A 13254-nucleotide genomic window follows, 5' to 3' on the forward strand; every position below is an offset into this window, starting at 1 on the left:
CGGCCTCAGGAGACGATCGCCCGCTTCATTTGCTCGAGCGACAGCAGGAGGTCCTTCGACCCCGACTCGAACGCGAGCGGGAGCGCCTCGGCGAGGTAGCGCTCGGCGTCGCGTGGGCGATCGCGCCCGATCGAGACCTGCGCCAGCGCCCCGAGCACGCGCGCGCGCTCAGCCCCGCTCGGGCCGGCCATGTCGAGCGCCTCGCGCAGCACGCCCTCGGCGTCGGTGAATTGCCCCGAGGAGGTGAGCGCGTGGCCCAGCTTGCGCGCGAAGATGAGCACGGCGCGCACGGGATCCTCCAGCTCCCCCCGGAACAGCTCGCGGCGCGCGAGCTCGAGCCCGCGGCGCAGCGCCGTGATGCGGCCAGGGGTGTCACCGCGAGCCTCGCAGAGCGTGCTCACGCGCTCGAGCAGGATGAGGGCCTCGAACGTGTTCTGCGAGAAAAACAGGTGGATCGCGCGGATCTCGACGGGGTCTTCGAGGCTCTCGCCGACCTCGGAGGCCACCGCGTGGAGCTCGCGGCGCACCGCCGCCGGGATCGTGGAGAGGACGACGTCGCGCAGGAGCGGGTGGCACGTGGCCCACAGCGGCGCGCCGACGACCATGCCCGCCTTCTCGAGGGTCTCGAGGGCCTCGTTCACCTTGGTCTTGGGCGCGACGAGGCGCACGAGGGTCTCGGCGGTGACGCCGTCGCCGTAGACGCAGACGGCCTGGAGCACTCTACGCGCGTCGCCCCACAGGCGCTCGACGCGCGACGCGATGATGTCGCCGACGCGGGAGGGGACCGTCCCGCCTTGCTCGAGCGAGAACCGGAGGAGCTGCTCGATGTAGAGCGGCGCTATCCCGCGCGGCGCGACCACGGACGCGAGCTGGCCGGCCGCGGCGCCGAGCTCGATGGCCAGATCGGTGCCGAGCCCCATGAGCACGCGGGCCGAAGCCGTGCTCGCCGACCAGCCGGGATCGTAGCCCGGCGGGTAGGCCGCGACGAGCAACGCAGGCACGAGCGGCGGCTCGCCGACGGCGTCCGCGAACGCCGCGCGGCTCGCCCCGTCGACGAGGTTCAGGTCGTCCACGGCGAGGACCACGCGCTTGTTGCCCGCGCGCTCGCTCGCGCGCACGACCGCCCAGCGGAGCGCCTCGGCGACGACGAAGCGGCGCTCGACGTGCGAGAGCCCCTCGCTGAGGTTGCCCGGCGCGAACACGTCGGCGAGCCCACGGCGCGCCTCGGCGCCGGCGTTGGTCCAGTCGCGCGGCGTGCCGCCGCCCTCCGGGAGCTGCGCGAGCCCGACGATCGCGCGGCGGAGCGCGAAATAGCCCACCTCTGCCCAGAAGCCGTCGGGGCCCGTCTCGACCACTACGTGCCCCGCGTTCCGCGCCCGCGCGAGGAACTCACGGAGCAGGCGCGACTTGCCCATGCCGGCCTCGCCGACGACGCGCGCGCCGACGAGCGAGCTCGTCGCGTCCGCGAGGCGATCGTCGAGCCACGCCAGGTCTTCGTCGCGACCGACGAACGACAGCGGGAAGCCCGTCGGGCGCGCGACCGCAGGGGCCGACGGGCGGGGCGGGCTCTGCGCGTGCGGGGGCTGAGTGACCCCGCCGCGGATGAGCGAAGCGCCGCACTCGCCGCAGAACTTCTGCTTCTCCGGGTTCAATGTGCCACACATGCCGCACACCATCCCACCCTCGGGCTGGCGGGCGTGCCGCTGCTCCACCTCGGCGAGGGCGGTCGTGAGCGCCGCCGCGAAGACGTCGGCGTTCGGGAAGCGGTCGTCGGGGGACTTGGAGAGCGCGCGGAGACACACCTCCACGATCGCGTCGGGGAGCCGCCGGTCGGGCGCCACCTCGCGAGGATCGCGTGGCGGCTGCGACAGGTGCATGAGCACGACCTGCGTAGGTGACTCGGCCTCGAACGGGATCTGCCCCGTGAGCAATTGATAGAGGATGACGCCGACGCCGTAGAGGTCGGAGCGCGCGTCGAGCGGATCGCCGCGGCCTTGCTCGGGGCTCATGTACTCGGGCGTGCCGCAGACGATCCCCGCGCTGGTGACGTTGCGGACGGGCGCGTCGACGCGGATCTTGGCGAGGCCAAAGTCAACCACCTTGACGAAGTCGACGCCGGTGCGCGTGGGCTCGAGGATGATGTTCTCGGGCTTCAGGTCGCGGTGGATGATCTCGAGGTGGTGCGCTTCGGAGAGCGCTCCGAGCACCTGCTTGAGCACGCTGACGATGCGCCGGACCGCGAGGGGCCCTTCCTCGTACTGGATGCGCGCGAGGTCCTTGCCGCGCAGAAACTCCATGACGAGGTAAAGCTGGCCGTCTTCGGTCTTGCCGAAGTCGATGATGCTCACCGAGTTCGGGTGGTTCAGCCGGCTCGCCGCGCGCGCCTCGATGATGAAGCGCGCCGCCGTGCTCTCGTCACCGATGAGGTGAGGGTGGATGATCTTGATGGCGACGGTGCGGCTCAGCGCGACCTGCTCGGCGCGGTAGACCCGCCCCATGCCGCCGACCCCGATGAGCTCGAAGATGACGTAGCCGCCCGGCAGGACCCGCCCGATGAGCGGATCCGAGGGGCTCTTCTGCATCTTCGTGAGGTTGAAGCCGCAGCTAGGGCAAAAGCGGTGCTCCTCGTCGCACTGCGTGCTGCACTGGGGACAAAGGAGCATGGCTCGGTGTCACCCTACTCGGCGCGAGGCCGCGTGAAAAGAGAGAGAATTCGCGGGTCTCGCTTGAGGTGGGCCATCCCCCCTCATCGAGACCCGGTGTAGGCCGCCCCGGCGGAGCACGCTCGCGGGGGTGCCCACCGATGGATACGTTCCGGGGTCACCGACGCGCGCCTCCCGCTGATCGCGACGGCGTGCGGCGCGCGCAGAGACCGGCGAAGCGCGTCAGCCTGGGCCGGCAGGTCGACTCGCGGAGCGGGCCACGGGCACCTGCGAGGATCGTCAGTCCACCGTGATGGACTTGCTCACGTTCTTGGGCACGTCCGGGTGCACGCCGTGGTCGGCGATGCCCAGCCTGTCGAGGTAGGCCTTCTTCAGGAGGCTCATCTTCAGGGCGAGCCGCTGGAGCGCGACGGTGGAAGAGAACGTCGCCATCAGCGTGTCGTTCGTGCGCGGCAGCGTGACGTACACCGAGCGGTACTCGGGGTTGTCGGCCGGGGCCTTCGCCCCCGCGCCGAGGAGCGCCGGGTGCTCCTCCGCGATGACGACGGTGCACGAGCCGCGGATTTTGTGGGTGTTGATCTGCGAGACGGTGAGCGCCACGTCGCGATCGTCGGGGCCGGTGGTGTAGATGAGCGGGTAGTCCGCGTAGAGCTCCTCGAGCACCTCGGTGCGGTCCAGCGAAGCGGCGAGGACGGCCCGCTCGGCGTCGCCGAGCGCGAAGGCGGCAGAGCCCGGCGAGAGGACGGTGTCGGTGGCCGTCTGCACGAGCCGGGCGACGGACTCGGTGCCGAGCCCCGCCGCGGGCGCCCGGAGAACGATCTCCTTCAAGGCGTGCCCGAGGCGCTTCAGCAGGGCGTCCACCTGGTCGGGCCCGATCACGGTGTTGAACCCGAGGATGGTGTTGGGGCCGTGTTTGAACTCGGAGGCCTCGAAGCCCTCCGTGTGGTTCAGGACGACCTCGCGGATCTTGAGCGCGCCCTCCTTCGCCACCGCGGAGATACGCGTGGCGAGCAGGTGAATGCTCGGGCGCAGGTAGAGGAGCTTCGCCGCCACCTCGATGTCGGCGTTGGTGCTCTCGATGGTCTCGCGGATGAGCGCCGGGAGGGAGACGAGCTTCTCCCGGCGGCGCGCGAGCTCACTCGCGGCGAACGCCCGCCCCTCCGCGGTCTTCGCGAGATCGTCGGCGCGACGCTCGGCGACGTGGAGCGCCAGGCAGTAGAAGAGCACCATCTGGTTCATGAAGCTCTTGGTCGCCGGCACCGCGATCTCCGGGCCGCAGCGAAGCGGGATGAGCAGCTCGCTCTTCTCCTGGGCCAGGGTCGAGTTCACGTTGTTGACGAGCCCGATGCGCTTCACGTCGAGGCCGGTGGCGATGACGTCGTTGAGCACGTCGATGAGGTCTTTGGTCTCGCCGCTCTGGCTCACGGCGACGACCAGATCGCCGTCCTTGAGCGACGAGGACGACTGCCCCCGGAACTCCCCCGGGAGGACCGGCGTGAGCTCTATGTGCGCGAGCTCATTGAAGTAAAGGCTCGCCACTTTGGCGGCGTGGTACGAGCTCCCACAGCAGATGACGTAGATTCGACCACGGCGCGCGACCGCCTCGAGGCACATCGCGCCGAAGCGCTCGACCGCGTGAGCGTACTCGCGGACCTCGTCGGCCTCGATCATCGCGTCGAGGAGGCGCACCGCCACCGTGTCGCCGGCGCCTCGCGCCATGGGCAAGAGGTCGGCGAAGAAGCCCCCCTCCGCCGAGTGGAAGGCGCGCGCGCGCTCGACCGCAGGGGGGACGCGCGCGAGGAGGCCCTGGAACGCGGGGAGGTCGACGAGCTCGTGGAAGAGCGCGCGGATGCGGTCGTCGTCGTAGGCGTCCCGGAGCGCGTCGAGGCGGGGCGCGAGGTCGGGGAGCGCCGTGAGCGAGCCGAGCGGGGTGGCAGCGCGCGCCGCGTCGCTTCCGCCGAGGAACAGCGTGATCACGTCGCGGGCGGTCTGCTCCTGCGCGCTGATCTCCTGGTCCATGAACGACTCGAACGGCGGCACGAGCGCTGTGTCCTTCGTGCGCAGGCGGCTGCGGACCGGCTCGCGCGCGAGCACCTCACCCGCGACGACGCGAGTGGCGCCCGTCGGGCCCTTCACCGTGCGATCGCGGACCGCGTAGAGCGTGTGGGCGCCGGGCTCGTACTCGACGAGCTCGCCCTCTGCGAGCGGCACGACCACGCGCGTGAGCTTCAGCACGCTCGAGAGGTCGGACGAAGCGATCGCGAAGCGCCCGCCGGCCTTGTCGCTGCCGAAGCCAAAGTAGAGGCTGGAGCCCTGCTTGATGGCCCAGAGGACGCGCGTGACCGGGTCGACGATGACCGCGGCGTACGAGCCCTCGAGCTTCGCCGCTGCCGCGAGGATCGCCGCGCGCATGCAGCGTCGGCGCGCGTCGGCCGCGGAGACGCCTGGCTGGTCGACCCAGCGCTCGAGCTCCCGAGCGAAGAAGTGCTCGACCGTGTGCACCACCATCTCACCGTCGTTGTCGGACAGCACGGCGTGCCCCTCGGAGAGCAGCCAGGCCTTCAGGTCGTCGCAGTTGGTGACGTTGCCGTTGTGCGCGCCGTAGAGGAAGGTCTTGCAGCGCACGACGTGCGGCTGCGAGTTCTCGGCGTTCACCGCGCCGAACGTCGCCCAGCGCACCTGCCCGCAGAACACGCGGCCCGCGAGGCGCGTGATGCCGAGCTCGTGCACCATCACGGAGGGCGCGCCCACCCCTTTTGCCAGCGTCACGTCGAGGGTGGCCCCCTGGACGGCCGCGCCGGTGGAGTCGTACCCGCGGTACTCGAGCGTCTTCAGCAGCTCTGCCGCCACCTGCCCGAGGTCGTCGCGGTCGTGTTCGTAGACGAGGCCAATGACTCCGCACATGGCGCGACCTCCTAGCACACCCCGCCGAGGCGAGGCCCGCATGCTGCGCGCCCTCGGCCTTCGCCGCTCGGGTTGAGCGGGCCGCGGCGACGGGCGCGCGCGACGCCGGGCCCCAAACGCGGGCGCGCTGCGGTAGGCTCGCGGGGTGCCGCCCGCCGCGGGCCCCGCGCCCGAAGAGAGCCCCCACCCGCACGGGGCGCCGAAGCCGCGCGCCGGGCGCACCCGGCGGCCCGGTCTTTACGTGCAGGTGCTCGTCGCCATCGCGATCGGCGTCGCGCTCGGCGCGCTACGCCCGGAGTGGGGCGTCGCGATGCGTCCGCTCGGCGACGCCTTCGTCAAGCTCATCAAGATGCTCATCGCGCCGATCGTGTTCTGCACGGTGGCCGCGGGGATCGCGGGCATGGGCGACCTCAAGCAGGTCGGGCGGGTCGGCGGCAAGGCGCTCCTCTACTTCGAGATCATGACGACCGTCGCGCTCGGCCTCGGCCTCGGCGTCGTGCACCTCGTCAAGCCAGGCGCGGGAGTGCACGCGAACGCCGCCGCGCTCGACACGAAGGCGCTCGACGCCTCGCTCGCGGCGCCGCGCCCCCACGGCTTCGTCGCGCACCTGCTCGCGATGATCCCCGAGAGCTTCGTCTCCGCGTTCACTAGCGGCGAGATCCTCCAGGTGCTCGTGCTCGGCGTGCTCACGGGCCTCGCGATCGCGTCTCTCGGCGCGCGCGGCGCGTTCGCGACCGAGGCGCTCGAGCGCGCCTCGAAGGTGCTCTTCGCGATCGTGGGGCTCGTGATGAGGGCGGCGCCGCTCGGGGCGTTCGGGGCGATGGCCTACACGATCGGGAAGTTCGGGGTCGGCACGCTGGGCAGCCTCGCGAAGCTGATGGGCACCTTCTACGCCACCGCGCTCTTCTTCGTGTTCGTGGTGCTCGCCGGCGTGCTGCGCGCCACCCTCGGCCTCTCGATGGTGCGGCTGCTCCGCTACCTCCGCGAGGAGCTCGTCATCGTGCTCGGCACGTCGTCGTCGGAGTCGGCGCTGCCCCGCCTCATGGCCAAGCTGGAAGGGCTCGGCGCGAAGCCGGAGATCGTGCGCCTCGTCGTGCCCACGGGGTACTCGTTCAACCTCGACGGCACCTGCATCTACCTCACGCTCGCGTCTCTGTTCGTGGCCCAAGCGCTGGACGTCCAGCTGACGCTCCGCGACGAGCTCTCGCTGCTCGCCGTGCTGCTCGTGACGTCCAAGGGGGCGGCGGGCGTGACGGGGAGCGGCTTCATCACCCTCGCGGCGACCCTCGCGGCCACAGGCAGCGTGCCCGTCGCGGGGCTCACGCTGCTGCTCGGCGTCGATCGGTTCATGAGCGAGGCGAGATCCCTCACGAACTTCGTGGGGAACGCGGTGGCGACCCTGGTGGTCGCGCGGTCCGAGGGGGCGCTCGACCTCGAGCGGGCCCGCGCGGCGCTGGCGGGCGAGGCTCGCCGCCAGGCACCGGAGCCCGAGTAGCGGAGGCGGCGCGCGAACGGCACGCAAGGAGTTGGCCCGAGTGAGGGCGCTTTCGTAGGCTTCGCTCGTGGCGGAAGCACCGGAGAGACCTCGACTCGGAGAGCTGCTCGTGAGCGCGGGCCTGCTCGCGAGGGCCGACCTCGACGCCGTCGTGCGCTCCAAGGAGCCCGGCCAGAAGCTTGGCCAGGCGCTCGCCGCGCGGGGCCTCGTGACAGAGCAGCAGGTGACCCAGGCGCTCAGCCAGGTGCTCAGCGTGCCGTGGGTGTCGCTCTACCACGTGGACTTCTCTCCGCAGCTCCTCGCGCGGATACCCCGCGAATTTGCTGAGAAATACGCCCTCGTACCGATCTTCGTGAGGAACGTCCGTGGGCAGGGCGAGACCCTCTACGTGGCGACGGACGATCCCACCAACGAGGCCGCCCTCGCAGAGGTCTCACGCCTCGCGGGCCTGCCCACGCGCCCGATGATCGCCTCGACGTCGGACATCCAGGCGACCATTCGCACCCACTACGGCGCCGCGCCGCCCGCCGCCTCCGCCGCCGGGGCGCGCGTGGAGCGGGCGCCCGACCCGCTTGGCGACCTCAAGGCGACCCGGCGCGACGTCCCTCACCGGCCGCCACCTCAAAGCGCGGTCCAGGCGCCGCCGCCGGCGCCGCCTGCTCCACCGCCGCCGTCGCCCGCGCCCCCCGCGCCGCCGCCCGCTCCTGCAGCCCCGGCCGAGCCGCAAGCCCCGGCGGCGCCACGCGCACCGGCGAGCGCGCCCGAGGCCCCGGAGTCCGGACCGGACTCGTTGCGCGGGGTGCGACGACGCACGAGCTCCTCGCTGACGTTGCTCGACGGCACGACCGTGCTCGTGCCCTCGGCGAAGGGCGGCGAAGAGGGGAAGATCACGGCCCGCGACATCGTGAGCGCCCTCCGCGCGCGCACCCACGGCGCGGACGCCCCGGAGATCCTAGGCGAGAACCCGCGATGGGAGGCCTACGTGGCCGCGCTGCTCTCACTGCTGCTCCGCAAAGGGCTGGTCTCGGAGCGCGAGCTGCTGGACGAGCTGTCGAGGGTGTAGCGAGCGCTACGAGCGCGCCTCCGCCCTGCGGCGCACCCGGGCCTCGACCGCGAACAGCATCGGTGGCAGGAGCAGCCCGAGCCCTACGGAGAGCAGCGCGACGCGGTCCATGCCCACGAGCGACCGGTCGGCACGCTCCGCCAGCAACGTCGCCGAGACGATCGCGCCCGTCGCCGACGCGAGGTGCTGCACCGCCGACTGCACGCTCATGAACGCCGCGCGTTGCGAGGGCTCCGGCACCTTGCTCGTGAGGGTGTTGTACGAGAGGTTGCGAATGCTCATCGAGAACATGAAGCCCATGAAAATGGCGACGACCGGGATCGCCGGCGGAGTGAGCGCGAACCCGAGGACAATCACGACGGTGAGGAGCAGCGTCCCCACCGTGCCCACGCGCGCCGAGCCGAAGCGGTCGACGAGCGGACCGACCGCGCGCATCGTCGCGAAGCTGAGCGCGCCGCCCGCCATGTAGAGCAGACCGAGGCGCCCCGCTGGGAAGCCGAGGTTCAGCAGGGTGTACGCCGCGATGTTGGGGACGAGGACGAACGAGGCGCCCATCGCGACCCACGTCATGCCGAACGAGAGGAGGATCTCGGCCTGCGCGAGGGTACGGAGCTCTCCCCACATCGAGCGCTCGCGCCGGTCGTCGATGTGGCCCCGCAGCACGGGCAGCCGCGCGAGCGCGACGCCCGAGACCGCGAGGCCGAGGCCCGCGGTGAAGACGAAGGGTGCCCGCCACGAGACGCGCTGCGCGAGCTCGAGCCCGAACGGAACGCCCAGCACGGAGGCCGCCGCGAAGGCGCCCATGACCTTGCCCATGGCCTTGCCCCGGCGCGCGGTGGGGACCACGTCGGCGATGATCGACATCGCGATCGACGTCGCAGGACCGCCGAAGAGCCCCGCGAGGACGCGCGCGGCGAGCAGCGAGTGGAGGCTCCACGCGAAGGCGCCGGCGAGCGTGCCCGCCGCGAGCCCCACGAGCGCGACGGAGAGCGCGAGCTTTCGCTCGAACCGGTCGAGGAAGAACGCGCCCGCGAAGCCCGAGACGGCCGCCGCGGCGGTGTAGCTCCCGGTGACCCAGCCCGCGTCGGACTGAGCGAACGCGAGGGCCTTCGACATGAAGGGGCCGAGCGGGCTCACCATCATAAAGTCAAGGATATTGACGAACTGGACGGCCCCCACCAGGAACACCACCGTCGCCTCGCGCGCGTCGCTCGTGGAGTCGGGCGCGTCTTCGACCTCCGGCACCGCCCGACCGTAGCAAAGACTCTGCGGCGCGACGACCTTCGCGGGAGCGCTAGCGGCTGCTAGAAGCCCGGCTCGTGACCCAACGCCCGGAACAGCCACTCGCGTGGACCCCCGACTCCTGGCGTAACCGCCCGCTCGGACGGCACGCCCCCTACCCCAGCTTGGACGGCGAAGGCAGCGAGGTCGACGCGGTGACGCGCAAGCTCTCGTCGCTGCCACCGCTCGTCACCTCCTGGGAGGTCGAGCGGCTGAAGGCGCTGGTCGCCGACGCGCAGGAGGACCGGCGCTTCCTCCTGCAAGGGGGCGACTGCGCCGAGACTCTGGACGACTGCCAGCCGGGCATCATCGCGAGCAAGCTCAAAATCTTGCTGCAGATGTCGCTCGTGCTGGTCCACGGCGGCAAGCGGCCCGTCATCCGAGTGGGGCGCCTCGCCGGGCAATACGCGAAGCCGCGCTCGTCGCCCGAGGAGGTGCGCGACGGCGTGCGCCTCCCGAGCTACTTCGGCGACCTCGTGAACCGCGCCGAGTTCACGGAGGAGGCGCGCCGGCTCGACCCGAGGGCGATGCTCGCGGCGTACTCGCACGCCGCCATGACGCTGAACTTCGTTCGCTCGCTGGTCGAGGGCGGCTTCGCCGACATGCACCACCCCGAGCAGTGGGACCTCGCCTTCCTCTCGCGCGCCGGGCTGTCGTCCGATCTCCGTGCGGAATACACGCACACCTCGCGGGCCCTGGCCGAGTCGCTCCGCTTCATGGAGGCGCTCGGCGAGCGCACCGTCGACCACCTCACGCGGGTCGAGTTCTTCACGAGCCACGAGGGGCTCAACCTGCGCTACGAGTCGGCGCAGACTCGCCGAGTGCCGCGGCGCGAGGGCCACTACAACCTGACCACCCACCTGCCCTGGCTCGGCGATCGCACGCGCGACCTCGACGGCGCGCACGTCGAGTATTTCCGCGGCCTCCAGAACACCGTGGGCGTGAAGCTCGGCCCCTCCGCCACCCCCGACGATACGCTCCGGTTGGTCGAGCGCCTGGACCCCGCGAACACGCCCGGGAAGCTCCTGCTCATCACGCGCATGGGCAGCTCGCGCGTCGAAGAGCGGCTGCCTGCCGTGGCCGAGGCCGTACGGCGCGCCGGTCGCCGCGTGCTCTTCGTGTGCGACCCGATGCACGGCAACACGACCACCACGGCCGCCGGCGTGAAGACCCGAGACCTCGGCGACATCCTGCGCGAGATCGAGTCGACCTTCGACGTCCTCGAGGCCTCGGGCACGCACCTCGGGGGGGTCCACTTCGAGCTCACCGGGGAGGACGTCACCGAGTGTACCGGCGGCGGCCTGGGCGAGGGGGACCTCGATCGCAACTACGCCAGCGTCTGCGATCCGCGCCTCAACTACCGGCAGGCGCTCGAGATGGCCTTCTGCATCGCGAAGCGGCTCGGGAGACGGCCCGCGCCGGCGGTGCACGGAACGTAGGCGCGCGGCGCAGAGATTTGCTAACGAGGCGCCGTGCACGAAACGGCAAAGCGCGACTCGCGTCCGCGGGCGGTGCTCGTGGGGGTGCAGCTCCCCGACACCGACCCGACCTCTTTCCAGGCGAGCCTCGACGAGCTCGCGCGGCTCGTGACCACGCTGGGCTACGAGCCCGACCTCGTGGTCACGCAGAAGCGCGACAGCTTGTCGCCAGCCGCCGTGCTCGGCGAGGGCCGGCTCCACGACCTCGCCGAGGCGACCGGCGGTAGCGGGCACACCGGCACCACGGTGCCGCGCACGAAGGACAAGGCCCGCGTGCGGCGCGAGGGCGAACAAGGCGCGCGCGAGGACCACGCCAACGAGCACGCACACGCCCAGCACGCCCGGGGCCACGGCCACGACGACGACGCCCCGCGCGGACACCGGCAGCCCCACGAGGAGACCGTGAGTCCCTTCGCCCTCGTCGCCATCGACCACGACATCACGCCGAGCCAGGCGCGAAACCTGGAGCGCGCCACCGGCGTCCAGGTGCTCGACCGCACGGGCATCATCGTGGAGATCTTCCACCGCCACGCGAAGAGCCGCGAGGCGAAGCTCCAGGTCGAGATCGCGCGCCTCGCGTACACGGCCCCGCGCCTGCGCGAGTCACCCACCGGCAAGGAGCGCCAGGCGGGGCGCGGCGCCGGCGAGGCCGCGCTCGAGCTCGATCGGCGCAAGATCCGCGATCGCATCGCCGAGCTCAAAGAGGAGCTCGAGCTCGTCCAGAAGGACCACGACAACCGGCGGGCCCTCCGCCAGAGCGCGCGCCGCGTGGCGCTGGTCGGCTACACGAACGCCGGAAAGTCGTCGCTCATGCGCGCGCTCACCGGCAGCCACGTGCTGGTCGAGAACAAGCTCTTCGCCACGCTCGACACGACCGTGCGCGCGCTCCACCCCGAGGTGAAGCCGCGCGTGCTCGTGTCTGACACGGTGGGCTTCATCAAGAAGCTCCCGCACGATCTCGTCGCGTCGTTCAAGTCCACCCTCGACGAGGCCCACGAGGCTTCGCTGCTCCTCCACGTCGTCGACGCCTCGGACGCCACGTTCCGGGCGCAGCTCGAGGTGACCCGCGAGGTCCTCGCCGAGATCGGCGCGACGAGCGTGCCCAGCCGCATCGTCCTGAACAAGACCGACCTGCTCAGCGAGAACGCGGCGCGCCTGCTCGCGGCCGAGTACCCGGACGCGCTGCTCGTCTCCGCGCACGACCCGGCCGGCGTCGCGGCCCTGCGGGAGTACATCCTCGCGTTCTTCGACGAACGAGACGAGGAGCGCGCGTACCTGGTGCCCTACGCGGAACAGGCGCGCGTCGCGGAGCTGCACGAGCACGCGCGCGTCGTGGGGGAAGAGTATGGCGAGGCGGGCGTGCGCGTCCGCGCGCGGGGCGACGCTGAGACGCTCGATCGCCTGGAGAAACGTGGGCTTCGACGAGCCGAGTGACCCGACACGGTGAGGTCGGGAGCCCTCACCGACCCGCGTCGTGTCGTGCGGGCGGCGCCGCTCACAGGGAGTTTGGCGGCTCGCGCGAGAAAGTGCGAGCATGCGGACGATGAAGATTCGCTCTCTATGGTGGGCGGCCGTGCTGCTCGGGACGCTGGTGGCCGCTGCGCCGCCGGCGATCGCCGCGGGCCCGGTCAAGGAAGCAAAAGAGAAACTCAAGGAGGAGAAGAAGGAGCTCAAGGAGGCGCGCAAGAACGACGGCGGCGTCGCCGATGAGAAGAAGGACGTCAAGCAGGCCGCGGACGAGCTCCGCGAGGCCCGCAAGAAGCGCCGCCAGGAGCACCTCGCCGAGATGCGCGCAAAGTGGGGCGAGATCCTGAAGAAGCCGGGTGTGAAGGAGGAGATGCGCGTCCACATGCGGCGCATGTCTCGCCTCCGCCGCATCGAGCACCTCGCGAAGGAAGGGAAGAAGGACGCCATCGCGAAGCGCGCCGCCGCGGCGATGGAGAAGGAAAAGGCCCGCCACCAGAAGAAGATGGACGAGCTCAAGGGCCAGGCCGCGCCGGCCGCCTCGGGAGGTGCAAAGTGAAGCGCTCGACGAAGGTCTCCCTCGTATCCCTTGTCTTCGGCGCGCTGAGCGTCGCCGCCGTCGCGTCGCTGGCTGGTTGCGACGACAAGAAGGCCCCCGACGTGCCCGCGGTGACCCCGCCTACGCCCTCGGCCGTGCCGAGCGCGGCGGCGAGCGCGGCGCCCTCCGCGGCTCCGTCGGCGGTCGCGGCCGTCGAGGACGACACCCCGACCGAAGAGGACTTCGAGGAGGAGTCGGGCGCGATCACGGAGGCGAGCCTCGACAGCGAGCTCGCGAAGCTCGAGGCCGAGATCAAGTAGCGCCGCGCCTCGCGCCTCCCGCTGGGCCCGCTCGCCGTCCCCCGACGC

Annotated in this window: 9 protein-coding genes; 6 read left to right on the forward strand and 3 right to left on the reverse strand. The window is 71.5% G+C overall.

The genetic code is table 11. From position 1 onward, the window contains the following. Positions 1-5: 5 nt before the first annotated feature. Together IPQ09_14445 and IPQ09_14450 are read right to left on the reverse strand one after the other, a co-directional pair. Entirely contained in the window at positions 6-2663 is a 2658-nt protein-coding gene (locus IPQ09_14445) for a protein kinase (protein MBL0195400.1), read from the reverse strand. Positions 2664-2942: 279 nt separating this feature from the next. Continuing rightward, on the reverse strand, positions 2943-5567 hold the full coding sequence (locus IPQ09_14450) for an SIS domain-containing protein (GenBank protein ID MBL0195401.1): 2625 nt from the start codon (positions 5565-5567) through the stop codon (positions 2943-2945). Between the two features lie 145 nt (positions 5568-5712). Here IPQ09_14450 and dctA point away from each other — a divergent pair, with 145 nt between their 5' ends. Together dctA and IPQ09_14460 are read left to right on the forward strand one after the other, a co-directional pair. Next, positions 5713-7062, forward strand: a complete 1350-nt coding sequence (gene dctA / locus IPQ09_14455; GenBank protein ID MBL0195402.1) for a C4-dicarboxylate transporter DctA — start codon at positions 5713-5715, stop codon at positions 7060-7062. A 67-nt stretch (positions 7063-7129) separates the two neighbouring features. Beyond that, entirely contained in the window at positions 7130-8125 is a 996-nt protein-coding gene (locus IPQ09_14460) for a hypothetical protein (GenBank protein ID MBL0195403.1), read from the forward strand. 6 nt (positions 8126-8131) lie between these two features. Here IPQ09_14460 and IPQ09_14465 read toward each other — a convergent pair whose 3' ends face one another. Further along, the gene (locus tag IPQ09_14465; GenBank protein ID MBL0195404.1) at positions 8132-9268 is read right to left on the reverse strand and encodes an MFS transporter; all 1137 of its coding nucleotides are present in this window, start codon (positions 9266-9268) and stop codon (positions 8132-8134) included. Between the two features lie 176 nt (positions 9269-9444). Between IPQ09_14465 and IPQ09_14470 the strand changes: the two genes are divergently transcribed. From IPQ09_14470 to IPQ09_14485, 4 genes are all read left to right on the forward strand, one after another. Further along, entirely contained in the window at positions 9445-10845 is a 1401-nt protein-coding gene (locus IPQ09_14470; protein ID MBL0195405.1) for a 3-deoxy-7-phosphoheptulonate synthase, read from the forward strand. A gap of 33 nt (positions 10846-10878) precedes the next feature. Further along, on the forward strand, positions 10879-12318 hold the full coding sequence (gene hflX, locus IPQ09_14475; protein MBL0195406.1) for a GTPase HflX: 1440 nt from the start codon (positions 10879-10881) through the stop codon (positions 12316-12318). 109 nt (positions 12319-12427) lie between these two features. Then, complete coding sequence (locus IPQ09_14480) at positions 12428-12907, forward strand: hypothetical protein (protein MBL0195407.1); 480 nt, start codon at positions 12428-12430, stop codon at positions 12905-12907. Beyond that, positions 12904-13206, forward strand: coding sequence for a hypothetical protein (locus IPQ09_14485; GenBank protein ID MBL0195408.1), 303 nt, complete (start codon positions 12904-12906; stop codon positions 13204-13206). The genes IPQ09_14480 and IPQ09_14485 overlap by 4 nt, the downstream gene beginning before the upstream one ends. Positions 13207-13254 lie beyond the last annotated feature (48 nt).

It is taken from the genome of Myxococcales bacterium (genome assembly GCA_016720545.1).
In the GTDB taxonomy this organism is placed as follows: Bacteria; Myxococcota_A; Polyangia; order Polyangiales; family Polyangiaceae; genus JAAFHV01.